The 25,374-nt window shown below is 61.6% G+C and carries 18 protein-coding genes; 12 read left to right on the top strand and 6 right to left on the bottom strand.

Translation table 11 applies throughout. The features are described 5' to 3' along the window. Positions 1-36: 36 nt before the first annotated feature. From KUIN1_RS04550 to KUIN1_RS04505, 10 genes are all read left to right on the top strand, one after another. Entirely contained in the window at positions 37-213 is a 177-nt protein-coding gene (locus KUIN1_RS04550; protein WP_002552060.1) for a hypothetical protein, read from the top strand. Then, positions 197-3,151 (top strand): sensor histidine kinase, encoded by a 2,955-nt coding sequence (locus KUIN1_RS04545; protein WP_152091854.1) that lies wholly within the window; start codon positions 197-199, stop codon positions 3,149-3,151. The genes KUIN1_RS04550 and KUIN1_RS04545 overlap by 17 nt, the downstream gene beginning before the upstream one ends. 22 nt (positions 3,152-3,173) lie before the next feature. Continuing rightward, entirely contained in the window at positions 3,174-4,607 is a 1,434-nt protein-coding gene (locus KUIN1_RS04540) for a sigma-54-dependent transcriptional regulator (protein ID WP_024639810.1), read from the top strand. Between the two features lie 698 nt (positions 4,608-5,305). Continuing rightward, positions 5,306-6,709: a polynucleotide adenylyltransferase PcnB gene (locus KUIN1_RS04535; RefSeq protein ID WP_024641214.1), complete on the top strand. Its 1,404-nt coding sequence runs from the start codon at positions 5,306-5,308 to the stop codon at positions 6,707-6,709. Beyond that, positions 6,702-7,208: a 2-amino-4-hydroxy-6-hydroxymethyldihydropteridine diphosphokinase gene (gene folK / locus KUIN1_RS04530; RefSeq protein WP_116886788.1), complete on the top strand. Its 507-nt coding sequence runs from the start codon at positions 6,702-6,704 to the stop codon at positions 7,206-7,208. Before KUIN1_RS04535 ends, folK begins: the two co-directional genes overlap by 8 nt. 228 nt (positions 7,209-7,436) lie before the next feature. Beyond that, positions 7,437-8,237: a 3-methyl-2-oxobutanoate hydroxymethyltransferase gene (gene panB, locus KUIN1_RS04525; RefSeq protein WP_024660963.1), complete on the top strand. Its 801-nt coding sequence runs from the start codon at positions 7,437-7,439 to the stop codon at positions 8,235-8,237. Further along, positions 8,234-9,085: a pantoate--beta-alanine ligase gene (gene panC / locus KUIN1_RS04520; RefSeq protein WP_024639806.1), complete on the top strand. Its 852-nt coding sequence runs from the start codon at positions 8,234-8,236 to the stop codon at positions 9,083-9,085. The genes panB and panC overlap by 4 nt, the downstream gene beginning before the upstream one ends. Positions 9,086-9,338: 253 nt before the next feature. Next, positions 9,339-11,003, top strand: a complete 1,665-nt coding sequence (gene pgi, locus KUIN1_RS04515; protein ID WP_004409985.1) for a glucose-6-phosphate isomerase — start codon at positions 9,339-9,341, stop codon at positions 11,001-11,003. A 383-nt stretch (positions 11,004-11,386) separates the two neighbouring features. Continuing rightward, positions 11,387-12,253, top strand: coding sequence for an oxygenase MpaB family protein (locus KUIN1_RS04510; protein WP_024651889.1), 867 nt, complete (start codon positions 11,387-11,389; stop codon positions 12,251-12,253). Positions 12,254-12,360: 107 nt separating this feature from the next. Further along, positions 12,361-13,539, top strand: a complete 1,179-nt coding sequence (locus KUIN1_RS04505) for an acetyl-CoA C-acetyltransferase (protein ID WP_003406614.1) — start codon at positions 12,361-12,363, stop codon at positions 13,537-13,539. 39 nt (positions 13,540-13,578) lie between these two features. Here KUIN1_RS04505 and KUIN1_RS04500 read toward each other — a convergent pair whose 3' ends face one another. The 3 genes from KUIN1_RS04500 to ptsP are packed head-to-tail and all read right to left on the bottom strand — an operon-like array spanning position 13,579 to position 19,145. Continuing rightward, positions 13,579-15,321: a PTS fructose-like transporter subunit IIB gene (locus KUIN1_RS04500; RefSeq protein ID WP_032654551.1), complete on the bottom strand. Its 1,743-nt coding sequence runs from the start codon at positions 15,319-15,321 to the stop codon at positions 13,579-13,581. A 12-nt stretch (positions 15,322-15,333) separates the two neighbouring features. Further along, positions 15,334-16,275: a 1-phosphofructokinase gene (gene pfkB, locus KUIN1_RS04495; RefSeq protein WP_003406610.1), complete on the bottom strand. Its 942-nt coding sequence runs from the start codon at positions 16,273-16,275 to the stop codon at positions 15,334-15,336. Then, positions 16,275-19,145: a phosphoenolpyruvate--protein phosphotransferase gene (gene ptsP / locus KUIN1_RS04490; protein ID WP_003406609.1), complete on the bottom strand. Its 2,871-nt coding sequence runs from the start codon at positions 19,143-19,145 to the stop codon at positions 16,275-16,277. The genes pfkB and ptsP overlap by 1 nt, the downstream gene beginning before the upstream one ends. A gap of 355 nt (positions 19,146-19,500) precedes the next feature. On the opposite strand from ptsP, the gene cra reads away from it, so the two are divergent. Together cra and KUIN1_RS04480 are read left to right on the top strand one after the other, a co-directional pair. Further along, positions 19,501-20,496: a catabolite repressor/activator gene (gene cra / locus KUIN1_RS04485; protein WP_024641531.1), complete on the top strand. Its 996-nt coding sequence runs from the start codon at positions 19,501-19,503 to the stop codon at positions 20,494-20,496. Beyond that, entirely contained in the window at positions 20,493-21,293 is an 801-nt protein-coding gene (locus KUIN1_RS04480) for a TatD family hydrolase (protein WP_024641530.1), read from the top strand. The genes cra and KUIN1_RS04480 overlap by 4 nt, the downstream gene beginning before the upstream one ends. 35 nt (positions 21,294-21,328) lie before the next feature. On the opposite strand, the gene ampE is transcribed toward KUIN1_RS04480, so the two are convergent. From ampE to KUIN1_RS04465, 3 genes are all read right to left on the bottom strand, one after another. Continuing rightward, complete coding sequence (ampE, locus tag KUIN1_RS04475; protein ID WP_152091853.1) at positions 21,329-22,165, bottom strand: regulatory signaling modulator protein AmpE; 837 nt, start codon at positions 22,163-22,165, stop codon at positions 21,329-21,331. A gap of 15 nt (positions 22,166-22,180) precedes the next feature. Then, a complete protein-coding gene (gene ampD / locus KUIN1_RS04470) occupies positions 22,181-22,729 on the bottom strand; it encodes a 1,6-anhydro-N-acetylmuramyl-L-alanine amidase AmpD (protein ID WP_060400839.1) in 549 nt (182 codons plus the stop codon). Positions 22,730-22,932: 203 nt separating this feature from the next. Further along, on the bottom strand, positions 22,933-25,188 hold the full coding sequence (locus KUIN1_RS04465; RefSeq protein WP_032654562.1) for a DUF1631 domain-containing protein: 2,256 nt from the start codon (positions 25,186-25,188) through the stop codon (positions 22,933-22,935). Positions 25,189-25,374 lie beyond the last annotated feature (186 nt).

Genomic DNA, 25,374 nt, shown 5'->3' with positions numbered 1-25,374 from the left:
CATGCCGCTCCTCATCTACCAGCGCAGGGAGACCAGATGTACATATACCGGTTGGTTTTGCTTCTGGTGGTCGGCATTTATCTGTTCTCTCCAGCCATCATGGACTGGTGGATCGATGCCACCGGTGCCTGGTATCGGCCCTACATGTTGTGGCTGATCCTGATTGTGGTGACGTTCATTCTGCAGAGCCAGCGAGATGCCGATGAGCTTTAGTCTGACGCAGATGCTGCTGGTCAGCGCCGCCTACCTGCTGGTGCTGTTCGGTGTAGCCTGGGTCAGCGAACACGGCCTGATTCCGCGCTGGATCATTCGTCATCCGCTGACTTACACCCTGTCACTGGGCGTCTACGCCAGCGCCTGGGCGTTTTATGGCACGGTCGGTCTGGCCTATCAGTATGGCTACGGCTTTCTGTCCAGTTATCTGGGGGTATCCGGGGCCTTCCTCCTCGCGCCGGTGCTGCTTTACCCGATCCTCAGAATTACCCGCACCTACCAGCTGTCATCACTGGCCGATCTGTTCGCGTTCCGTTTTCGCAGCACTTGGGCCGGTGCACTGACCACCGTATTTATGCTGATCGGCGTGCTGCCGCTGCTGGCCTTGCAGATTCAGGCGGTCGCCGACTCCATCGGCATTCTGACCCGCGAGCCCGTGCAGGACAGGGTCGCCGTGGCGTTCTGCGCACTGATCACCCTGTTCACGATTTTCTTCGGCTCACGGCACATCGCGACCCGCGAGAAACACGAGGGCCTGGTGTTCGCCATCGCCTTTGAATCGCTGATCAAGCTGATTGCCCTGGGCGGCGTCGGGCTGTATGCCTTGTATGGTGTGTTCGACGGCCCGCAACAACTGGAACTGTGGCTGCTGCAGAACCAGACCGCCCTCGCCTCGCTGCACACGCCTTTGCAGGAAGGCCCGTGGCGCACGCTGCTGCTGGTGTTCTTCGCCTCGGCCATCGTCATGCCGCACATGTATCACATGACCTTCACGGAAAACCTCAATCCGCGCTCGCTGGTCAGCGCCAGTTGGGGTCTGCCGCTGTTTCTGCTGTTGATCAGCCTGGCAGTGCCGTTGATCCTCTGGGCCGGGCTGAAACTTGGCGCCACCACCAGCCCGGAATACTTCACGCTCGGCATCGGTATCGCCGCCAACAGCAAGTCCCTGGCCCTGCTCGCTTACATCGGCGGGCTGTCGGCGGCCAGCGGGCTGATCATCGTCACCACGCTGGCGTTGTCCGGCATGGCACTCAATCACCTGGTGCTGCCGCTGTATCAGCCACCCGCCGAGGGCAATATCTACCGCTGGCTGAAGTGGACACGACGCGGACTGATCGTGGCGATCATCGCGCTGGGTTACGGCTTCTACCTGATGCTCGGCGCGCAGCAGGATCTGGCCAACCTGGGCATCGTCGCCTTCGTTGCAACCCTGCAATTTCTGCCGGGCGTGCTGTCGGTGCTGTACTGGCCGACCGCCAACCGACGCGGCTTCATCGCCGGGCTGCTGGCCGGCATTTCAGTCTGGGCGGTCAGCATGCTGTTGCCGCTGATCGGCAACCTGCAGGGCTTCTACATTCCCTGGCTGAACATGATCTATGTGCTGGACGACACCAGTTGGCACATGGCAGCCATCGCCTCGCTCGCCGCCAACGTGTTGCTGTTCACCCTGATCTCGCTGTTCACCAATGCCAGCCCTGAAGAAGCCGGGGCCGCCGAGGCCTGCGCAGTCGACAACGTGCGCCGCCCGCAACGCCGGGAACTGCACGCGGTGTCGCCGCAGGAGTTCGCCACCCAACTGGCCAAGCCGCTGGGCGCGAAAGCCGCGCAGAAGGAGGTCGAGCAAGCGCTGCGCGATCTCTACCTGCCCTTCGACGAGCGCCGCCCTTATGCCCTGCGTCGCCTGCGCGACCGCATCGAGGCCAACCTGTCCGGGCTGATGGGGCCGAGCGTTGCCCAGGACATGGTGGAAACCTTTCTGCCGTACAAATCAGGCAGCGAAAAATACGTCACCGAAGACATACATTTCATTGAAAGCCGGCTTGAGGACTACCACTCGCGCCTCACCGGCCTTGCCGCCGAACTCGATGCCCTGCGTCGCTACCACCGCCAGACCCTACAGGAGCTGCCGATGGGCGTCTGCTCGCTGGCCGAAGATCAGGAGATCCTGATGTGGAACAGGGCCATGGAAGAATTGACCGGCATCGTCGCGCAGCGTGTGGTCGGCTCGCGACTGGAAACCATTGCCGAGCCGTGGAAGAGCCTGCTGACCGGTTTTACCAGCCTGCCCGATGAGCATTTGCACAAGCAGAAGCTCGGTCTGGACGGCCAGACACGCTGGCTCAATCTGCACAAGGTAGCCATCAACGAGCCTCTGGCGCCGGGCAACAGCGGCCTGGTGGTGCTGGTCGAGGACCTGACCGACACGCAGATGCTCGAAGACAAGCTGGTGCACTCGGAACGCCTGGCAAGCATCGGCCGCCTGGCCGCCGGTGTGGCGCACGAAATCGGTAATCCGATCACCGGCATTGCCTGCCTCGCCCAGAACCTGCGCGAAGAACGTGAAGAAGACGGCGAGCTCAAGGAAATCAGCAGCCAGATCCTCGAACAGACCAAACGCGTATCGCGCATCGTCCAGTCATTGATGAGCTTTGCTCACGCGGGCGCTCATCAGCATAGCGACGAAGCCGTTTGTCTGGCCGTGGTGGCTCAGGATGCTATTGGTCTGCTGGCACTGAACCGGCGCAATTTCGAAGTACACTTCTACAACCTGTGTAACCCCGAGCACTGGGCGGTTGGCGATCCGCAACGGCTGGCGCAGGTGTTGATCAACCTGCTCTCCAACGCCCGCGACGCCTCCCCGGCAGGCAGCGCAGTCAGGGTCAGAAGCGAAGTATCCGAGCACACTGTGGACTTGATCGTCGAAGACGAAGGCAGTGGGATTTCAAAGGCAATCATGGACCGATTGTTCGAGCCGTTCTTCACCACCAAGGATCCTGGCGAGGGAACCGGACTTGGCCTGGCGCTGGTCTATTCCATCGTTGAAGAGCATTATGGACAAATCACCATCGACAGCCCGGCCGATCCCGAGCAGCAGCGTGGAACCCGAATCAGGGTGACCTTGCCACGCCATGTCGACGCGACGTCCACCGCGAACTGAGACCGTCGAGAGAACTGAATCAATGCCGCATATTTTGATCGTCGAAGACGAAACGATTATCCGCTCAGCCCTGCGTCGCCTGCTTGAACGCAACCAGTATGAAGTCAGTGAAGCCGGCTCCGTTCAAGAGGCTCAGGAACGCTTCAGCATCCCGTCGTTCGATCTGATCGTCAGCGACCTGCGCTTGCCCGGCGCACCCGGCACCGAGCTGATCAAGCTCGGCGAGGGCAAACCGGTGCTGATCATGACCAGTTACGCGAGCCTGCGCTCGGCAGTCGATTCGATGAAGATGGGCGCGGTGGACTACATCGCCAAACCCTTCGATCACGATGAAATGCTCCAGGCCGTCTCGCGGATCCTGCGTGATCGGCAGACGGTCAAGCACCTTCAGGACGAACGCGGCGCCACCGCCCGGACCAGCAGCGCTGAAAAAGGCCCGGCACAGAACCACAATGGCGAGATCGGCATCATCGGCTCATGCCCGCCCATGCTGGATCTTTACAGCAAGATCCGCAAAGTCGCCCCGACTGATTCCAACGTCCTGATTCAAGGGGAATCGGGCACCGGTAAGGAACTGGTCGCCCGCGCCCTGCACAACCTCTCACGCCGCGCCAAGGCGCCGATGATCTCCGTCAACTGTGCGGCCATTCCCGAATCGCTGATCGAGTCCGAACTGTTCGGTCATGAAAAAGGCGCGTTCACCGGGGCCAGCGCAGGCCGCGCAGGTCTGGTCGAGGCTGCTGACGGTGGCACGCTGTTTCTCGATGAAATCGGCGAGCTGCCGCTGGAAGCCCAGGCTCGCCTGCTGCGCGTATTGCAGGAAGGCGAGATTCGCCGGGTCGGTTCGGTGCAATCGCAAAAGGTCGACGTACGCCTGATTGCCGCGACCCACCGGGACCTGAAAACGCTGGCCAAAAATGGCGAGTTTCGTGAAGACCTGTTCTATCGTCTGCACGTCATCGCCCTGAAGCTCCCGGCGCTGCGCGAACGTGGCAACGACATCCTGGAAATCGCCCATGCGTTCCTGGTTCGCCAGAGCGGCAAGGTCGGGCGCGACGACCTCAAATTTGCACACGACGCCGAACAAGCGATCCGCCATTACAGCTGGCCGGGTAACGTACGCGAGCTGGAAAACGCTGTGGAACGCTCGGTGATTCTGTGCGAGAACCCGGAAATCACCGCTGACCTGCTGGGCATCGACATCGAGCTCGACGGTCTGGATGACGACGAGTACATGGGCATGGCGCCGTTACCGGGCTCTTCCGGCTCGTCGGGCAACGAGCCCGCCGAAGACCTGTCACTCGAAGACTATTTTCAGCACTTCGTTCTGGAGCATCAGGATCACATGACTGAAACCGAGCTGGCGCGCAAGCTGGGCGTCAGTCGCAAATGTCTGTGGGAACGCCGTCAGCGTCTGGGCATCCCGCGGCGCAAGGGCGTCGCCAGCGAGACATAAAACCGGCCCAGGGCTCTGGCACGCGGTGCGCAGGGCGGGGACAAACTGTTACCTCAAGCGTTTCACGTAACAAAAGCCGGGTCTTACGGTAACGCAGGCCCGGCTTTTTTGTGTGCGCAAAAACGCCCTGCTGCCCGAAAAGCCCCGGTTTACGGGGCCTGGCAAAAGTTGGCACAGCTTCTGCTATATGTTTAGTACAAGAAGAACAACAAGCAGTACGACACCCACAATAAAAACAATACGAATCGACTCACGCATAACAAGAACAACACGGCGGAGGCGCAGCTAACTGATTCTTTTGGAGAGGAGTTGTATTTGGGGCTTGCCCCGCAACCAGGCCGAGAACAACAAAAACTACCCTTAGGTAGCGCCTGAACTGGTTGGATCGAATGATCATTGCAACGCAGCGACCAAAGCAATCCGTTTGCTCTTGACTCCCGACTGGGAGGTTTCACAGACGCAGGTCTCGTGAATGGGCACTCAACAAAAACAAGAAGCCCAGGCAGAAAACAATAATAAAGAGCACACACTTTGGGGGAGCTTCGGCTCCCCCAGTAGCTTCCCCGCCTTGATCCGCGCCATCGTTTACCCTTCCGCGACAGCTTCCTACACCATCCCTCGACTAAATGCTAGAATCCCCGCCCATCATGCGGTCATTCCACGTTTTTGGCCGAATATTCCTTCAAACAGTGCATCCCATGCTGAAGAAGTTGTTCCAGTCATTTCGTTCCCCACTGCGCAAACCGCAGCAACATACGCGCACCACGCCTGAAGTGCTCAACAGCAGCCAACATTCGCTGCAACGCAGTCAGTTCAGCCGCTATGCCGTGAATATCGTCGAGCGCCTGCAGAACGCCGGCTACCAGGCCTATCTGGTCGGTGGCTGCGTACGCGACATGATGCTCAACATCACGCCCAAGGATTTCGACGTCGCCACCAGCGCCACGCCCGAACAGGTGCGTGCCGAATTCCGCAACGCGCGGATCATCGGCCGCCGGTTCAAGCTGGTGCACATCCACTTCGGTCGCGAGATCATCGAAGTGGCGACGTTCCGCGCCAATCATCCCCAGGATGACGAAGAAGAGGACAGCAACCAGTCCTCGCGCAACGAAAGCGGACGCATCCTGCGTGACAACGTATACGGCACGCTTGAAGAAGACGCCCAGCGTCGCGACTTCACGATCAACGCGCTTTACTACGACCCGGTCAGCGAACGCGTCCTGGATTACGCCAATGGCGTGCACGACATCCGCAATCGCCTGATCCGCCTGATCGGCGATCCGGAGCAGCGTTATAAGGAAGACCCGGTGCGCATGCTGCGTGCCGTGCGTTTCGCTGCCAAGCTGGACTTCGGTATCGAGAAGCACAGCGCTCAGCCGATCCGTGCACTGGCGCCGATGCTGCGTGACATTCCGTCGGCACGCCTGTTCGAGGAAGTGCTCAAACTGTTCCTCTCCGGGCATGCCGCCCCCACCTTTGAAATGCTGGTGGACCTGGAACTGTTCGAACCGTTGTTCCCGGCCAGCTCCAAGGCCCTGGAATACAACCCGACCTACACCCATACGCTGATCAGCAATGCGCTGATCAATACCGACCTGCGCATCAAGCAGAACAAGCCGGTCACGCCGGCGTTCCTGTTCGCTGCCCTGCTCTGGCCTGCGCTGCCGGCCAAGGTGCTGCGTGCCCAGGAACGTGGCATGCCGCCGATCGCAGCCATGCAGGAAGCCGCTCACGAACTGATCATCGAACAGTGCCAGCGCATCGCTATCCCCAAGCGCTTCACGCTGCCGATCCGCGAGATCTGGGACATGCAGGAGCGCCTGCCGCGCCGTTCGGGCAAGCGTGCCGACCTGCTGCTCGACAACTCGCGGTTCCGCGCCGGCTACGATTTCCTGCTGTTGCGTGAAACAGCGGGCGAGCAGACCGATGGTCTGGGCCAGTGGTGGACCGATTATCAGGACTGCAACGACAGCGAACGCCGCGACATGATTCGCGACCTGAGCAACAAGCCCGAGGCGGCCGGCACAGCCCCGCGCAAGCGGCGTCGTAACAGCGGCGCCAAACGCAAGCGCAGCACGGGCGAGGCGCAAAGCGGTGAATAAACCGCTGTTGGCCACTGAACGCGTGTACATCGGTCTGGGCAGCAATCTGGCTGACCCTGCCGAGCAATTGCGCAGCGCCCTCAAGGCCATTGCGCAGTTACCCGATTGTCAGTTGAGCGGCGTGTCGTCCTTCTATATCAGCGACTCGCTGCTGCCCGGCCAACCGCGCTTCACCAATGCCGTCGCGGCTGTCGACACCGCTCTGGCGCCCCTGACACTGCTTGATGCGCTACAGGCCATCGAGCTGGACCAGGGCCGTGAACGCCACGAACGCTGGGGGCCACGCACGCTGGACCTCGATATTCTGCTGTTCGGCGACCATCTTATCGATGAGCCACGCCTCAAGGTGCCGCATTACCACATGCAGGCCAGGGCATTCGTGCTGTACCCGCTGGCAGAGCTGGCTCCGGGGCTGACACTGGCCGACGGGCGCCCACTGAATCGTCTGCTCGATGAATGCCCGTTCACAGGTCTTGAGCGTCTGCCCGCCGAGGCATGAAGCCTGTCTGTCACCGCGCCGGTGTAACCGCTCCGACGCACAGGTAACACCTTCAATTGACTTCACGCCCCCTCCTCACGAAGATAGGCCTCCCGCCGCCACACCACAGGCGAACGGGCGCGAAACAGGCCTTTGCAAAACACCGCGACACGACGGTGTGCCTGCTTTTCCAGGATGACTCTCACGCGCTGAACACCCGTCTTCACAGCGCCTGATGGAGGACTTTACATGCCGAACATAACCGTTACGTCGCTGCTGGCCATGAAGCAGAAGGGTGAGAAGATCACCATGCTGACCTGCTACGACGCAACCTTCGCCCACACGGCCTCCCAGGCGGGTGTCGAAGTGCTGCTGATAGGCGACTCGCTGGGCATGGTCCTGCAGGGTCACGACAGCACCCTGCCTGTTACCACCGCTGAAACGGCGTACCACGTTGCCTGTGTGAAACGCGGCAACCAGGGCGCGATGATTCTTGCCGACCTGCCGTTCATGGCCAACGCAACGCTGGAGCAGACCCTGATCAACAGCGCGACGCTGATGCAGGCGGGCGCACACATGATCAAGGTCGAAGGCGCTGCCTGGCTGGCCGAGTCGATCCGTTTGCTGGCCGAGCGCGGCATTCCGGTGTGCGCGCACATGGGCCTGACCCCACAGGCAGTCAACGTGCTGGGCGGCTACAAGGTTCAGGGCCGGCTGGAGGCGCAGGCGCGGCAGATGCGCGCCGATGCCATCGCACTGGAACAGGCAGGCGCAGCGATGATCCTGCTGGAGTGCGTGCCCAGCGAACTGGCCGAGGAAATCACCCAGGCGGTGAAGATCCCGGTCATCGGCATTGGTGCCGGCAGCGCCACCGACGGCCAGGTCCTGGTGCTGCACGACATGCTCGGCCTGTCCATCACCGGGCGCGTGCCCAAGTTCGTGAAAAATTTCATGACCGGTCAGGCCGATATCCAGTCGGCTATCCGGGCCTACGTGGCCGCCGTCAAAGACCTCAGCTTTCCGGCCACTGAACACGGATTCTCGGCATGAACACAGTAAAAACCGTACAGGACCTGCGCGCCGCCGTTGCGCGGGCACGCAGCGAAGGCAAGCGAATCGCGCTGACCCCGACGATGGGCAACCTGCACAGCGGCCACGCCGCGCTGGTCACCAAGGCGGCGCAGCGTGCCGATTTCGTGGTCGCCACTATTTTCGTCAATCCGCTGCAGTTCGGCCCCAACGAAGACCTCGCCACCTACCCTCGCACGCTGGCTGCCGATCAGGAAAAACTCCTGCAGGCCGGCTGCAATCTGCTGTTCACGCCCAGCGTGGAAGAAATGTACCCGCACGGCATGGCCGACCAGACACTGGTCAGCGTGCCGCACCTGTCGCAAGGCCTGTGTGGCGCCAGCCGTCCCGGCCATTTCGAAGGTGTCGCGACCGTGGTCAGCAAGCTGTTCAACATGGTGCAGCCTGACCTGGCGATTTTTGGTGAAAAAGACTTCCAGCAACTGGCCGTGATTCGGGCCATGGTGCGTGATCTGAACATGCCGATCCAGATCATCGGCGAACCGACAGTACGTGCCGACGATGGCCTGGCGCTGTCCTCGCGCAACGGGTATCTGAGCGACGCTCAGCGCGCCGCGGCACCCGCGCTGTATCAGGCGATCCGCCAGACCGCCGACGTGATCAGTGCCGGCGAACAGGATTTCGACGCATTGCTGGCGAGCAAGAAGCAGCAACTAGAGGCTGCCGGTTTTCGCATCGACTATCTGGAGATACGCGATGCCACCAGCCTGCGTCCGGCGACTGCCGACAATCGCGACGTGGTCATCCTCGCAGCGGCATTCCTGGGCAAAACCCGCTTGATCGACAACCTGCACCTGACCAGAAGCTGACAGGATGTGCACCGGCAATGAACTAAGGCACACCGGCAATGCCATACCGGTACAGGTTGCCTGAACCACAACCGGCAGTGTTCGAGACAAAACCCCGGTTGCCTGTGTGCGAAAAAGTACCGGGGTCATGTAAGGCGAGGCGCAGACAAACAGGTACGCGAAGGGTAGTCTGCGATGTGTAGCCCGTGAGAAAGCTTGCGACCTCGCTCCAAGAATATCCAAAGACAGAACCAGTTAAAGGAAACCCGCAGCGATGGCGTACTACCGCACTCCTTCCGATGTGACCGCTCTGCCCGCCTGGCAAGCGTTGAACAAACACCGCCAGGCCATGCAGAACTTCAGCATGCGCGAAGCGTTCAACACCGACCCGCAGCGCTTCAGCCAATTCACCCTCAGCAGCGCCGGTCTGTTTCTCGATTATTCCAAAAACCTGATCACCACCGAGACCCGCGACCTGTTGGTCAGTCTGGCGGGTGAAGTGGGCCTCAAGGACGCGATCAAGGCTCAGTATGATGGCGAGCTGGTCAACTCATCCGAAGGCCGCCCTGCCCTGCACACCGCTCTGCGCCGCCCGGTCGGCGACAAGTTGAAAGTCAATGGCGTCGATGTGATGCCGGACGTACACCGCGTACTCAATCAGATGACCGAACTGGTCGGCCGCATCCATGACGGCCTGTGGCGCGGTTATACCGAAAAACCGATCACCGACGTGGTGAACATCGGCATCGGCGGCTCGTTCCTCGGCCCGGAGCTGGTCTCCGAAGCGCTGGTGGCCTACGCGCACAAAGGTGTCCGCTGCCATTACCTGGCCAACATCGACGGCAGCGAGTTCCATGAGCTGTCGATGAAGATTCGTGCCGAGACCACGCTGTTCATCGTCTCGTCGAAATCCTTCAATACGCTGGAAACCCTGAAAAACGCGCAGGCTGCACGCGCCTGGTACCTGGCGCAGGGCGGCTCGGAAGTCGAACTGCATCGCCACTTCATCGCGGTGTCCAGCAACAACGCGGCGGCCGTGGCCTTCGGCATCCGTGAAGAAAACATTTTCCCGATGTGGGACTGGGTCGGCGGTCGCTATTCGCTGTGGTCGGCCATCGGTCTGCCTATCGCGCTGGCCATCGGCATGTCCAACTTCAAGGAATTGCTGTCCGGTGCCTACACCATGGACCAGCATTTCCAGAGCGCGCCTTTCGAGCAGAACATGCCGGTGTTGCTGGGCTTGCTGGGCGTCTGGTACGGCAATTTCTGGGGCGCACAAAGCCACGCGATCCTGCCGTACGACCACTACCTGCGCAACATCACCAAGCACTTGCAACAACTGGACATGGAATCCAACGGCAAGAGCGTCCGTCAGGACGGTACGCCGACCTCGACCGACACCGGGCCGGTGATCTGGGGCGGCGTGGGTGCCAACGGTCAGCACGCTTACCACCAGTTGCTGCACCAGGGCACGCAGATGATTCCGGCCGACTTCATTGTGCCGATCGTCAGCTTCAACCCGGTTGCTGACCATCACCAGTGGCTGTACGCCAACTGTCTGTCGCAGAGCCAGGCACTGATGATGGGCAAGACCCGCGCAGAAGCCGAAGCAGAACTGCGCGAGAAGGGTATGGACGAGCAAGAGGTGCAGAAGCTGGCACCGCACAAGGTCATCCCCGGCAACCGTCCGAGCAACACGCTGGTGGTCGAGCGCATCAGCCCGCGTCGTCTTGGCGCGCTGGTGGCCATGTATGAACACAAGGTGTTCGTGCAGAGCGTGATCTGGGGCACCAACGCCTTTGACCAATGGGGTGTGGAGCTGGGCAAGGAAATGGGCAAGGCGGTGTACCAGCGTCTGACCGGCGGCACCGAAGAGCCGGCTGACGATGCATCGACCCAAGGCCTGATCAACTACTTCCGCGGCCGTCACCGCGGCTGATTGTTTCCCTCTCGTTCCCACGCTCTGCGCTCAGCGTTACGCAGAAGTCTTGATGAGTAGGGGAAACGGGGCTTTTGTAGGAGCGACCGGGGCGGCGATCCGCCTTGTTCGCGAAGGCGTTATGTCAGACGCAGAAACTTCTGCGGCTGCACAGGGCCCTTTCGCGAACAAGTTCGCTCCCACGCCCTGCGGGCAGAAGCCCTGTACATCATCAGCGGATGTACGCTCTCCTTGTAGGAGCGAACTTGTTCGCGAAAGCTTTATTTCGAGTGATACATCTTTAGCGGATGTACCGGCCCTTTCGCAAGCAAGCGAAGGGTCGCACGGTCCGTTACCACAAAAGTCTCTTTGCCGTACTTCCCTCCCAGATGCCCGAGCCCGACATGGAATTCATCCGCACCCGCATCGAAACCCAGGTCATCAGCCTTACCGGCCTGGCCCTGGGTCAACTGGATCTGGAGACCCCCAAGGGCGACCCGGGTCTGTTTGGCCCTCAGGCGGTGTGCTGGAAGGTGCATGGCGATTTCACCAGCATGCTGGTCGGCGGCATCAGCGCATTGATGCTGCAGGCGTTGCACCCGCTGGCACTGGCGGGCATCTGGGACCACTCCAACTTTCGTCAGGACATGCTCGGCCGCCTGCGGCGCACCGGGCAGTTTCTGTCCGGCACCACCTACGGCTCTACGCGGGATGCCAACTGGCTGATCGACAAGGTCCGCAACATTCACCTGAACATTGTCGGCACCGCGCCCGATGGCCGGCCGTATGCCGCCAGCGACCCGGATTTGCTGACCTGGGTGCATGTGGCCGAAGTCAGCAGCTTCCTCGCAGCGCATGTGCGCTATCTCAACCCGGACATGTCGCTCGCCGATCAGGACGCGTACTACGCGGAAACGGCGCTGGTCGCCGAGCGACTCGGCGCGCGCAACGTTCCGCGCTCCCGTCAGGCCATTGCTGACTATCTGGCCGACATACGCGGCCAACTGGTCTGTGACGCGCGCAGCCGCGAAGTGCTGCGCCTGCTGCTCGATGCGCCCGCACCCAACTGGCTGGCCAAGCCTTTTGGCGTGTTGATGATGCGCGCCGGTATCGAGCTGCTGCCGGACTGGGCCAGCGACATGCTCGACGTCACGCAAAGCCCCTTCAAGCGCCGGATGATCCGCCTGGGCGTCAACAATACTGCGCCCATTCTGCGCTGGGCCGTGCGCGACGGATCGGCGCAACGAGCCAGACGCCGCATGGGCGTTTGAACGTGACATGAAGGTTTTCGGCAAACCGTGACCGGGCGGTTCACGGTTGGAACCTGCCTGCCTATCTGTGCCACCATGAGTACTCAATAACAATGAGGATCAGCACCATGCACGACGTCGTTATCGTCGCCGCCACGCGTACCGCTGTGGGCAGTTTTCAGGGCTCACTGGCCTCTGTCGCCGCAGTCGACCTCGGCGCAGCGGTCATTCGTCAACTGCTTGCCCGCACCGGCGTGGACGGCGCGCAGGTCGATGAGGTCATCATGGGTCAGGTGCTGACCGCAGGCGCTGGTCAGAACCCCGCGCGGCAGGCAGCCATCAAGGCCGGCCTGCCCTTCTCGGTGCCGGCCATGACCCTGAACAAGGTCTGCGGCTCCGGCCTCAAGGCCCTGCACCTGGCGACCCAGGCGATTCGTTGCGGCGACGCCGAGATCATCATCGCCGGTGGCCAGGAAAACATGAGCCTGTCCAACTACGTGCTGCCGGGCGCGCGCACCGGATTGCGCATGGGCCACGCCAGCATGGTCGATACGATGATCACTGACGGCCTGTGGGATGCATTCAATGATTACCACATGGGCATCACTGCCGAGAACCTCGCGCAGCAGTACGACATCAGCCGTGAAGCCCAGGATGAGTTCGCCGCTTTGTCTCAGCAGAAGGCGATGGCTGCGATTGAAGCCGGACGCTTCGTCGATGAGATCACCCCGATCCTGATCCCGCAGCGCAAGGGTGATCCGCTGTCCTTCGCAACAGACGAGCAGCCCCGCGCCGGCACCACTGCCGAGACGCTGGCCAAGCTCAAGCCCGCGTTCAAAAAGGACGGTACGGTCACCGCCGGCAATGCCTCTTCGCTGAACGACGGAGCGGCCGCCGTGATGCTGATGAGTGCCGCTAAAGCCGAGCAACTGGGCCTGCCGGTGCTGGCGCGCATTGCCGGGTATGCCAACGCCGGTGTCGACCCGGCCATCATGGGCATCGGGCCGGTCAGTGCCACACGTCGCTGCCTGGACAAGGCTGGCTGGTCGCTGGCCGAGCTGGACCTGATCGAAGCCAACGAAGCCTTCGCTGCACAGTCCCTGTCGGTCGGCAAGGAGCTGGGGCTGGATCCGCAAAAGCTCAACGTGAACGGTGGCGCTATCGCTCTTGGTCACCCGATTGGCGCGTCGGGCTGCCGCGTGCTGGTGACACTGCTGCACGAGATGATCAGGCGCGATGTGAAGAAGGGCCTGGCCACGCTGTGCATCGGTGGTGGTCAGGGGGTTGCTCTGGCACTCGAACGCTAGAGCAGGAAGAAGGCGCGGGGCAGCCCGCGCCTTGCATCATCAGGCAGCTGCGGGCGCCACTTCCATGTCAGCGGGCTCCGGGCGCTTGATCAGCGCGTAGATCACGCCGGTCAGCACACTACCGGCGATGATCGCCACCAGATAAAGCAGCGCATGGTTGATGGCGTTGGGGATCAGCATCACGAACAGGCCGCCATGCGGTGCCATCAGCTTGCAGCCGAAGTACATCGACAGCGCACCGGTCAGCGCGCCACCCACGACACTGGCCGGAATCACCCGCAACGGGTCCTTGGCGGCAAAGGGAATGGCACCTTCCGAAATGAAGCACAGCCCCAGCACGAACGCCGCCTTGCCGGCCTCACGCTCGCTCTGGGCGAACTTGCGGCGAGCCAGGATCGTAGCGATGCCCATACCGATGGGTGGCACCATACCCGCAGCCATGGCGGTGGCCATCGGCGCGTAGCTCTGGGACGCCAGCAAACCGACCGAGAACGCGTAGGACGCCTTGTTGATCGGCCCACCGAGGTCGACGCACATCATTGCGCCCAGCACCACACCCAACAGGATCGCATTGGTGGTGCCCATGCTGTCGAGGAAGTGCGTCAACGCTTCGAGCATGCCAGCAACCGGCTTGCCGACCACGTAGATCATCACCAGACCGGTGAACAGGCTCGACAGCAACGGGATGATCAGAATCGGCTTGAGCGCCTCGACGCTGGCCGGCAGACGTGCGTAGCGGTTGATCGCCGCAGCGCTGTAACCAGCCAGAAAGCCCGCGACGATACCGCCGATGAACCCGGCCCCCAGCGTACTCGCCAACAGGCCACCGATCATGCCGGGGGCCAGCCCCGGACGGTCAGCAATCGAATAGGCGATGTACCCGGCCAGCAACGGCACCATCAGTTTGAACGCTGCTTCCCCGCCAATCTGCATCAGTGCCGCAGCCAGCGTACCCGGCTCCTTGAACGCGGTGATACCGAATACGAAGGAAAGAGCGATCAACAGCCCGCCCGCCACGACCATCGGCAGCATGAACGACACGCCGGTCAGCAGGTGTTTGTAGACGCCCGCCTTCTCTTGTCTGGCAGGTGACTTGGCGGCGGCCTCATCGGACTCCACCTGCCCTTCCGCCAGGGCTTTTTTCAGAGTCGCTTCGGACTGCTTGAGCGCGATCCCGGTGCCGCAACGGTAGATCTTCTTGCCGGCAAAGCGGTCGGTGTTGACTTCGATATCCGCCGCCAGCAGCACCACATCGGCATCGGCGATGGCCTTGGCGCTGAGCGGGTTACGCGCGCCTACCGAGCCCTGGGTTTCGACTTGCAGGTCGTAATTCAGACGCTTGGCAGCCTGCTGGATCGCTTCGGCCGCCATGAACGTGTGGGCTACACCGGTCGGACAAGCCGTGATTGCAACGATGCGCGGTTGCCCGCCGCTGCCACCGCTTGCCTGAGGCGCCGCTGCTTCGGACGCTGCATGCACCTGCGCTTCTCGCTCGGCGCGCTGCAGAAAGCTGTCGACATCCTGCAACGCATGCGCAGGTGAATCCTGAAACAGGCGCTTGCCGACAAAGCGGCTCAAGTCCACAGGACCGGTATTGACCACCAGGACAAGATCGGCAGCTTCGATGTCCTCGGCGGACAACTGCTGATCGGCCTTGTTGGGATCGATGATTTCGACGCTGGTTTCCCAGCCTTGGCGCAGGGCCGCCGCTTCGAGCAATCGTGCGCTGAGTACGCTGCTGACCTTGCCGTTCGGGCAGGCCGTAACTATGGCTAACTTCATGACGATCCTCTCTTATTGTTCTGAAAGGCTGCGTACAGTGACGCCGCCTTCAAGCCGTTTGAGTTGCGCGGCATCGGTAATACCGAAACCGATCTGGGTCACCGCCATGGCGGCAATCGCTGTGGCAGTGCGCAAGGTCTTGTGCGGCTCTTGGCCACTGATCAAGCCGTGCACCATGCCCGCCAAAAGCGAGTCGCCCGCACCGACCGTACTGGCCACGGTGACCTTGGGCGGCAGCGAATGCAGCGCCACGCTCGGGCTGAACCAGTGCACGCCTTCGGAGCCTTGAGAGATCACCACATGCTCGATGCCCTGCGCCTGCAAACGCGCAGCCGCCTCGGCTTGCGCCGCGATGGAGATGATCGGAGCGTCGAGCGCATCAGCCAGCTCTTCAGTATTGGGTTTGATCAGCCAGGGCCCGGCCTTCAGACCCGCGCGCAAGGCCAGACCACTGCTGTCCAGCGCCACTTTCAGACCGAGGTCCTTGAGCATCAGCAGCAGTTTTTGCAGCCACTCCGGGGTGACGCCGCGCGGCAGACTGCCCGCCACGACCACCACGTCGAAACCCTGTGCGATCTGTTCGACGCGGGTAAACAGCGCCTGCTGCGCCTCTTCACTGACCTGCGGCCCCGGGCCGTTCAGGTCGGTGATACGGCCACTGCCTTCGGCCAGCTTGATATTGCTGCGCGTTTCGCCCGGCACCCGGACAAACTCGTCGACGAACTGACGACGCTCGAATAACGCTTCGAACGCTTGCTGATTGTCGACGCCGAGAAAGCCGGCAACGGTCAGGTCATGGCCCAGGTCAGCCAGCACCTGCGCCACATTCAGGCCTTTGCCCGCGGCGTGAGTGAGCATCGCCGTGCTGCGGTTGACCTGGCCCAGCTCCAACTGCCCCAACTGCACAGTCAGGTCCAGCGCCGGGTTCATGGTCAGGGTAAGAATCTTCGCCATTACACAGCCTCCACAAGCGCGCGGACTTCGGCGGCGCTGCCCGCCGTCAGCGCATTTTGCGCCAGTTCCCGAGCGCTGCTCAGGGTCAGTTCACGCACGCAAGCCTTGACCTCGCCAATGCTGCGCGCCGAGACACTCAATTCATCCACGCCCAGGCCGACCAGAATCGGCACCGCCAGCGGGTCTGCAGCGAGTTCGCCGCACACGCCCACCCATTTGCCGTTGGCATGCGCTGCGCGTACGGTCATGTCGATCAGTTGCAGCACCGACGGGTGCAGCCCGTCAGCCTGGGCCGACAGTGTCGGGTGGCCGCGGTCGATGGCCATGGTGTATTGCGTCAGGTCATTGGTGCCGATGCTGAAGAAGTCCACCTCCTTCGCCAGCACCGGGGCGATCAGCGCAGCCGATGGCACTTCGATCATGATCCCCAGTTGCAGGTCGCTGACCGGAATTTCCTCGCGCAGGCGCTGGGTCATGTCCCGCGCCTGACGCCACTCTTCGAGCGTGCCGATCATTGGGAACATGATGCGCAGCGGGCCGCTGTCTGCCGAACGCAACAGGGCGCGAAGCTGGCTTTCCATGACATCAGGACGCTGCAGGGTAAGACGGATACCGCGGACGCCGAGGAACGGGTTTTCCTCTTTGGCGATCGGCCAGTAAGGCAGCGGCTTGTCGCCACCGACGTCCAGGGTACGCACCACCAGCGGACGCCCGCCCAGATCGGTCAGCACGCGGCGGTATTCAGCTTCCTGCGTGGCTTCATCCGGCGCCTGGGAATGCGCCATGAACAGCAGCTCGGTGCGCAGCAGACCGACGCCTTCCGCGCCCTGCTCCACGGCAGCCGGTGTGCCGGTGCTGTCGCCGATATTGGCGAAGACTTCGACGGCATGACCATCGCGCGTCACAGCGGGCTCCATGCGCGCTGCGGCGGCCGCCTTGAGACGTTGCTCACGCGCGTCACGGTCCTGTACTGCGCGCTGCAGGGTCGCCTCGTCAGGCGCGACGGTCAGCCGTCCGCGCTGGCTGTCGAGCAGCAGTACGGTGCCCGGCTTGAGCAGCAGCACTTCATCACCGGCCCCGACCAGCGCGGGAATGCCCAGCGCACGCGCCACGATGGCACTGTGCGCGGTGGCACCGCCGCGTGCGGTAAGAATGCCGGCGACCTGCGCCGGGTCGAGACGGGCAACGTCGGACGGGCCGACTTCATCCATTACCAGAATGTAGGGTTCGTCCGGAGCTGCAACGGTTTCGACGCCACAGATCTGCGCCAGCACGCGGCGACCGACGTCACGCAGGTCTGCGGCGCGCTCGGCCAGCAGTGCGTCCTGCAGTTGTTCCTGCTGAACCGCAGCGGTCTCGATAACCGTGGCCCAGGCCGCGGCCGCGCTTTCGTCGTTGTTGAGGCGCGCTTCGACTTCGCTGGTCAGTTCCGGGTCTTCAAGCATCTCCTGGTGGGTGATGAAGATTTCCCGGATGGCCTTGGACTTGCTGCGCTGAATAAGATTCTCGATATCGCTGCGCACCTCGCCGATCGCCTTGTGCAGGCGCTCGCGCTCGGCAGCCACCGACTCGCCCCGCTGGGGATAATCGAAGCTTTGCAGCACTTGAACGTGGGCCGGCCCCATGGCAATCCCCGGTGAAGCAGACACAGCCTGCAACACGCTGCCTGCTGGCGGAGCGCTGAGCGGTTTGGCAGCAGCCGTGGCAGGCGCTGGCGCAGCCTCGGTCTGCGAGACGGCGGGCAAGGGTTCGACTTCCTCGCCCAGACCTTGCTCAACGGCGGCGATCAGGGCTGGCAGTGCGTCGTCGGCGATGGTCGGCTCGGCAATGAATTCCAGCGTCTGACCACGGCGGGCGCCGAGGCTGAGCAGCTTGCTCAGGCTCTTGGCCGACACGGCGGCCTCGCCGGTTTCCAGCACGCGCATGCGGATCTCGCCGTCAAACTCCTTGGCCAGCTGCGCCAGTATCTTCGCCGGGCGAGCGTGCAAGCCATGGGCGTTGGCCAGTTGAATCTGCCGGGTCGGCCACTCGGCTGGCAGTTCGCCGCCCAGCGCTTCGAGCACGGCGCGGCTGTTGGTGGCATGACCCAACTCGTGGCCGCGGCCTTCGATCAGCAACAGGCACAGACGCTCGAGCAGCGCCTGATGCGCCTCACCGAGGCTGGCCAGGCAGAACAGTCCGGTCAGCGGCTGGCCCAGATAACGCATGGGTTTGTCGGGGGTGACGAACGCCAGACCGGGACGCTTGACGGTTTGCTCGCTGTGCAGCCACCAAAGGCCATCACCCAGCGACAAGGCTTCCACTTGCTGGAGCACGGCGGCAAAACCGTTACTCACGCAGTCGGCCTTGCGCAACAGGCGTGCGCCGCGCCAGACCAGTTCTTCAAAATCGTCGGCCGATACGCCGAGGCTGATCATCTGTGCGTCGAGCGCCAGTTCCTGCGGAGCGCCCTGCAATAGTTTGAGCAGGTCTTCCGGGGTCTTCGCTTCGCGCAGTGCCTGGCCAAGATCCTCTTCACCCAATGCGCGCGTCAGCAGTTGCAGCAGGCGCAAGTGCTCGTCGGATTTGGCAGCGATACCAATCGCCAGGTAAACCATTTGTCCGTCGCCCCAGTCCACCCCTTCGGGGAACTGCATCAGACGCACACCGGTGGTAAACACCAGGTCGCGGGTTTCGGGTGTACCGTGTGGGATGGCGATGCCCTGACCGAGGAAGGTCGAGCCTTGCTGCTCACGGTTCATCAGCCCGGTGAGGTAGCCCTCGGCAACCAGACCATCAGCGACCAGGTGGTCGGCAATCAGCTTAAGTGCGGCAGTTTTATCCACAGCCGACTGGGCCATGGATATTTGCTCCAGAGTGAGTTCGAGCATTGCCTTGACTCCTGTGCAGCGCCAAGGCGCCACCTGATTCTTGTTTTAATGGCGATCATGTGATCGACAGCGTAGGGGGGATGAAGGTGATATCTGTCCGAGCATCGTATCGGACATCACTTTCATCTCGATTGCAGCAGACAACAGGCGTGCTGAATCGTTTAATCTAGAATTGCCCGGCACGTTACTCGATTCTGGGGATTCATTGAAGCCCGGACGGTGCGATCACTGTGGGACAATTCCTAAAATACGTGAAGTACTTGGGAATTTCCTACGGTCTGGTGTAAAGATCAGCGCCATGAAAAAAATAACTCGATTGTCCTGAGCCGCGTACCTAATAAAAGGAAATTCCGGGGTGAAACTGAGCGATATCGCACGTCTGGCAGGTGTTTCTGTCACTACGGCCAGTTACGTCATCAATGGCAAGGCCGAAAAACAGCGTATCAGCCCGGCAACGGTCGAGCGTGTCAAAGCCGTGGTCGAGCAGCACGACTTCCGGCCCAACCCGCAAGCGGCGGGCCTGCGCAGCCGTCATAGCAAGACACTGGGCTTTATCCTGCCCGACCTGGAAAACCCCAGCTATGCGCGTATCGCCAAATTGCTCGAGCAAGGCGCGCGTAGACTCGGTTATCAACTCCTTATCGCCAGTTCCGATGACGACCCCGCCAGCGAGCTGCAGCTTCTGCAGCTGTTCCGTGCACGCCGTTGTGATGCACTGCTGGTCGCCAGTTGCCTGCCGACCGGTGACGACAGCTACCGCGAATTGCAGCTCAAGGGCACGCCGATCATCGCCATCGACCGGGAAATGAATCCCGAGTTTTTCTGCTCGGTGGTCAGCGACGACCACGACGCCTGTCAGCAACTGACCCACAGCCTCCTGCAAACCCGACCGCGACACATCGCCCTGATCAGCGCACGTCCTGAACTGAGCATCAGTCGCGCGCGTGCCGCCGGCTTCGAACACGCACTCGACGGGTTTACCGGAGCCACCATCATCGAGCACGGCGAAGCGTTCAGCCGCCAGTGTGGTCAGCGTTTGATGACCGAGATGCTACAGCGCCAGGGACATCTTCCGGACGCGTTGATCACCACGTCCTACGTGCTGCTGCAAGGCGTGTTCGATGTACTGCAAAGCCAGGCACTGCAATCAACCCAATTGCATCTGGGCACTTTCGGCGATACTCAATTGCTGGATTTCCTGCCGCTGCCCGTCAACGCCATGGCCCAGCAACACCAGTTGATCGCCGACAAAGCCCTGCAACTGGCGCTGACGGCTATCGAGAAGGATGACTACCAGCCAGGCGTGCATGCAATTGCCAGGGCCTTCAAGCAACGTATTCACGAGGCGTGAAGGTGACGCTGATCGATACCCACACCCACCTGGATTTTCCGGATTTCGATGCCGACCGCGCTCAAGTGCTGGACAACTGTCTGGCGCTCGGCGTGCAGCGCATGGTGGTGCTCGGGGTGTATCAGCGTAACTGGCAGCGGCTTTGGGAACTGACCGAGGCCAACCCCGCCCTGCACGCAGCGTTCGGCATGCATCCGGTGTACATCGATGAGCACCGCACTGCACACCTGACCGAGCTGGGCGACTGGCTGACGCGCCTGCAAGGCCATCCGCAGCTGTGTGCGGTAGGTGAGATCGGTCTGGATTATTACGTCGAGCAGCCGGACAAGGTGCGTCAGCAGGCGCTCTTTGACGCGCAATTGCAGCTGGCGAACGACTTCAACCTGCCCGCCTTGCTGCACGTGCGACGCAGCCATGCCGATGTGATCGCGACGCTCAAGCGCCACAAGCCACAGCGCAGCGGCATCATTCATGCGTTTGCCGGAAGCCGCGAAGAAGCGCGCGAATACATCAGGCTGGGGTTCAAACTGGGTCTGGGCGGAGCCGCGACCTGGCCGCAGGCTTTGCGCATGCATCGGGTCATCGCCGAACTGCCGCTGGACAGCGTGGTGCTGGAAACCGACTCACCGGACATGGCGCCCGCCATGCACCCCTATCAGCGCAACAGCCCGCAGCATTTGCCCGACATTTGCGAGGCCCTCGCGGGGCTGATGAAGATCAGCCCCGAGCGCCTGGCCCAGGCGAGCACGGACAATGCCTGCGAACTGTTCGACTGGCCTCGCCTGTCACACACCTGATGTCACATGCCTGAGCCTGCGCGGCCAGTATCGAATCAGAGCAGAAGGGTCCACAGGGCGAACCCCGCGTACCAGACCACCGCAGCACGTACCAGCAGCTCCCAGAGCATGTCGAGGCCGGTAACGCCCTGCGCGCCCATCATCGGCGGCGGAACCTCGCTGGCGGCGCAGCCGACGCGCGTGATCAGTTGTGCAGCACTGATGTTCCAGTTCAGCAGCTCATGCAGCATCACCCGGGTGACCGCCACAAAATTGCCGACCAATGCGAAGCTGGCGGCGAGCAACCTGACCGGTACCCAGTCGAACGCATGGCGCAACTGCCCTGCGCGTTCCACCAGTGCGGGTGTCTTGCCGTGCTCGACAGCAAGTGCCAACAGCCTGTAGGCCAGCGCAGCCACCGGGCCGAGTACGAAGTACCAGAAAATCACGGCGAAGAAACTCTGAAACGCCTGCCAGAGCAGGTAGCCCTGCACACCCTGCAGCAATTGCTCGCTGTTGTCCGCCTGCACGCCCATGTCGCGCTCGGCCACATGCACCGCCGCCTGCACATCGCCACGTCGGCAGGCATCGCGAAACGGCCCGAGCACCGCAATCAGGTCAACCCGGCCAAGGCTGTAGATCAACACCAGCAGGTGAATGGGCAGAAGCAGCCAGCCATAGGCCACCGAGCCGATGATGGTCAGCGCCAGTTGCAGGATCAGCACGGGCACAAGCACCAGCAGCGCCAGCATTACCCACGGACGTGTCGAGGTCCGCGGGCTGGCCTCGAGTTTTGCCAGTTCTTTCAGCCACGGTCCGTCACGCTGAACGCGCTGACGCAGCGCAGAAAACTTTTCGATAAGAACGGCCAGCAGTAGCACCAGAAAACTCATTGTTCGTCCCTCACATCAATCCAGCAAAGCCGCTCGAAACCTGGCCCAGTCAAAACAGGGCCCAGGATCAGTCTTGCGTCCCGGCGCCACGTCACTGTGACCACAGATACGCTGGGGGGTGATCGCCTCGAACGCCTGACGCAACTGTCGCGTCAGGTCGATCAGCGCGTCGTATTGTGCATCGGTGAAAGGCTGGTCATCCGTCCCCTCCAGTTCGATGCCGACAGAAAAGTCATTACACCCCTCCCGGCCCTGAAAACTGGAAACACCGGCGTGCCACGCACGATCAAGACAAGAGACGAACTGAATGACCTCGCCATCACGTTCGATCAGAAAATGCGCTGAAACACGCAGATCGGCAATCCCCACAAAGTAGGGATGCTCGTCGATGTCGAGCTGGTTTTGAAAGAAAGCCTGCACCTTGCCGGTCTTGAACTGCGCTGGCGGCAGGCTGATGTTGTGGATAACCAGCAGCGAGATCTCGCCTTCGGGTCGCGCATTGAAGTTGGGCGAGGGGCAATGCTGCACGCCGTCGCACCAGCCGCTTGCGGAGTCCAGTTGCATGAATGCTCCTTGAACGGGGGAAAATAAGTAGCGCTGATTATGCCCGTGGCAGGAGCCGATGTGGGGGCTTGGGTACGGATCCGCAATGTAGGAAACACACTGTAGACAGCAAGGAACCTTGGCTCAGCGGCGTGGACTGCAAGCCGACGCGGGGCGTCGGCACCTTAGTCAAACAGGTGCCTGGCGACAGGCACAGCCGCCGATCAGGCGCCCTTGAGCTTGCGCAGATTGCTGATGACAGACTCCAGGGCCCGGTCGAAGAGCAGCGCGTCGTCGAGAATACGTACCGCGCCGCGACGAAATTCGACGGCAAGGCCGGTGCGGGTCTTTTCCAGAACCTTCATGCCGGTACGATTGACGAACACATAACGCCCGGTCGGCTCGACAATCGCGGTCAATTTACAACGCAGCTTGTGCTCTTCATCTTCCTGAATCTCGACCCAGCAACCGACCCGCAGCTTGTCGACCATCTGCAGGCCTGCGTCATCGTCAGGTAACTGGACCACCGGCTCATTGAGCATCTGCTCTTCAGGGGTGATGAGGACGATTTCTTCAACCACCGCCATCATCGGCGGGCCTTCGACGGCCTGGCCGTCTGCCTGCGCAGTATCGCCTTGCGCGGTGCCACCCTCGCCTTCCTGCAAGCGCGAGAAGTGCTGGAACGCCTGGACGTGCAGCGACTCCAGCTGGCTGAAAAAATCGCTGGTGGCAAACGGGTCGAACGCGGCACTGGTCAAACCGTCACGCAGCGACTTGAGCAGTCCCGGCACCAGATCCAGCAGGCGCTGCAGGGCGTGCGGGTCATCATGCAGCTCGACGCTCCAGATCAACTCGTCCATGGTCTCCAGCCCGGCCTGCCACTCGCTGGACTCCTCGCCATGCTTGAGGCAGGTCAGCAGCAGGACCTTGCTCCAGGCCTCCTGCAACAGCCGCACAACAACCTCAGGCAAGGTTTTGCCCAGCAGGCGCTGATTCAGTTCGTGTTGTACCTGCTGTCGGGCCAGTTCGGCACGCGCGCGGCCTTCTTCGGCATCACGGGTGCGCTGCTCGAGCAACTCGCTGCGGCGACGTTCGTCACTGGTGAAGGCCAGAAAATCCGCCAGCAATTCGGAGAAGATTGCCGGGTCATCGACAAAGTCATTGAGCAGGCGCTGCACGATCTGCTCGACGCGCTGATACAGCGAGTCGCGCTGATAGTCGTCACGACCACCCCAGCCCAGCGCGGCAGTGGCAATTTCGTTGAGCAGGCGGCGGGCAGGATGACTGCCGCGGCTGAAGAAGCTTTTGTCGATGACCGCCACTTTGAGCATCGGAATCTGCAGGCGCCCGATCAGAGCGCGCAATGACGGCGTCAGGTTGCGGTCATCGAGAATGAACTCGAACAGCATAGCGATCAGGTTGATGACATCCTCATCACCGACACCGACGATTCTGGATTTTCCGGTTTTAACGTTGACTCGCGTCAGCAGCTGTTCAAGCTGGTTGCGCAGGTCGAAATCGTCTGCAGTGTCCTGCGACGGTACATATTGCTGCAGGTGAGACAGCAGGCGCAGCAAGTCCCGGCTGGAAATCGGACGCACTTCGGCGTTGGGTTCATGGCGCGGCGCGAGGTTGCCGCGAACGTGCAGCAGCAGTTCCTGCAAGGCCGAGAAAACCTCCTGCACACCCTTGTCGAGCTTGTCGGCGGCTTCGTTCAGGACAGGGTCGGACATCTCGGCGACGCGACTTCTCGGCGCTGCCCGGTCGGATGAGCGCCGGGCCGGCAACGCTTTCATGTCCGGCAATACACCGGTGGCAATCAGCAACTGATTGGCTTCGCTGTACAGATCGTCCGTATTGGCCAGGACGTACTTCTCGAACAGCTTGAGAATGATCAGCTTGACCTTGATCTCGACGCCAAGGCTGCGCCCGGCCTCCAGAAAGAATCTGCAGAGCATCGCCGGCCCCAGCGGGTTGGAGTCTTCGGCAATGGCTTGAGGAATGAGGACGTTCAGGCGGGCAGTGAGCTGGCCCAGGGCGAGGGCGTCACGGCTCATGACCTTGCTGACCATGGCATCCACGGCCACGGTCTTCTCGAGATCATCGTTGTGCACCAGCGACAGCTTGTCGAAAGACACAGCGGCCGGAAGCACGGGTTCCTGAATCTGATACTGACCCAGGACCAGGAAGGACTCGTAGAACTTGTCGAGGAAACCCCGTTCTATGCTTTTGCGCTTGAGGCGCAGGTCACGCATGGCTTCAAAAAAGATGTTCTGCTCAGTGTTGCTGCGGGCGCGGTCAGCCATTTCGAACAGCGTGTCGTCGGCGTTATCGAACAACGCCTGCAATGCATCCTTGAGCTGCTGGGCAGCCTTGTCGCGAACCTGCAACAACACAACAGGTAATCGGGCCAAAGGAGTACCCGCCCCCTGTAAAGGGAACGATTTGCTCAACGGCACTACTTTTTCGTCGTTCGGCATTACACCCCCTGACAGGAAACAACCTGAACCCCATCACAAACGTGGCTTGCTACCCTCGCACTGTGAAGCGACCCCCTTGGCCTTGCGCAACGTCAAACCCATGGCGTCAATTACAAGTCGGATTATCTTTCAAAACTTGTCATCAGCGCCAGTCAGACTTTTCTTTCACTTTCGCAAAGGAAGCGG

This window comes from Pseudomonas sp. KUIN-1, from assembly GCF_009176725.1.
Lineage (GTDB): Bacteria > Pseudomonadota > Gammaproteobacteria > Pseudomonadales > Pseudomonadaceae > Aquipseudomonas > Aquipseudomonas fragariae.
Note: the sequence above shows the minus strand (reverse complement) of the source record. Positions and strands in the feature narration are given on the sequence as shown.

Bases quoted from the DNA above. Each gene is read 5' to 3' on its own strand.
- KUIN1_RS04500 (WP_032654551.1), bottom strand. From the start codon at position 15,321: ATGAAGTTAGCCATAGTTACGGCCTGCCCGAACGGCAAGGTCAGCAGC.
- pgi (WP_004409985.1), top strand. From the start codon at position 9,339: ATGGCGTACTACCGCACTCCTTCCGATGTGACCGCTCTGCCCGCCTGG.
- KUIN1_RS04540 (WP_024639810.1), top strand. From the start codon at position 3,174: ATGCCGCATATTTTGATCGTCGAAGACGAAACGATTATCCGCTCAGCC.
- KUIN1_RS04545 (WP_152091854.1), top strand. From the start codon at position 197: ATGCCGATGAGCTTTAGTCTGACGCAGATGCTGCTGGTCAGCGCCGCC.
- ampE (WP_152091853.1), bottom strand. From the start codon at position 22,165: ATGAGTTTTCTGGTGCTACTGCTGGCCGTTCTTATCGAAAAGTTTTCT.
- ptsP (WP_003406609.1), bottom strand. From the start codon at position 19,145: ATGCTCGAACTCACTCTGGAGCAAATATCCATGGCCCAGTCGGCTGTG.
- ampD (WP_060400839.1), bottom strand. From the start codon at position 22,729: ATGCAACTGGACTCCGCAAGCGGCTGGTGCGACGGCGTGCAGCATTGC.
- KUIN1_RS04535 (WP_024641214.1), top strand. From the start codon at position 5,306: ATGCTGAAGAAGTTGTTCCAGTCATTTCGTTCCCCACTGCGCAAACCG.
- KUIN1_RS04550 (WP_002552060.1), top strand. From the start codon at position 37: ATGTACATATACCGGTTGGTTTTGCTTCTGGTGGTCGGCATTTATCTG.
- panB (WP_024660963.1), top strand. From the start codon at position 7,437: ATGCCGAACATAACCGTTACGTCGCTGCTGGCCATGAAGCAGAAGGGT.
- panC (WP_024639806.1), top strand. From the start codon at position 8,234: ATGAACACAGTAAAAACCGTACAGGACCTGCGCGCCGCCGTTGCGCGG.
- pfkB (WP_003406610.1), bottom strand. From the start codon at position 16,275: ATGGCGAAGATTCTTACCCTGACCATGAACCCGGCGCTGGACCTGACT.
- KUIN1_RS04505 (WP_003406614.1), top strand. From the start codon at position 12,361: ATGCACGACGTCGTTATCGTCGCCGCCACGCGTACCGCTGTGGGCAGT.
- KUIN1_RS04465 (WP_032654562.1), bottom strand. From the start codon at position 25,188: ATGCCGAACGACGAAAAAGTAGTGCCGTTGAGCAAATCGTTCCCTTTA.
- KUIN1_RS04510 (WP_024651889.1), top strand. From the start codon at position 11,387: ATGGAATTCATCCGCACCCGCATCGAAACCCAGGTCATCAGCCTTACC.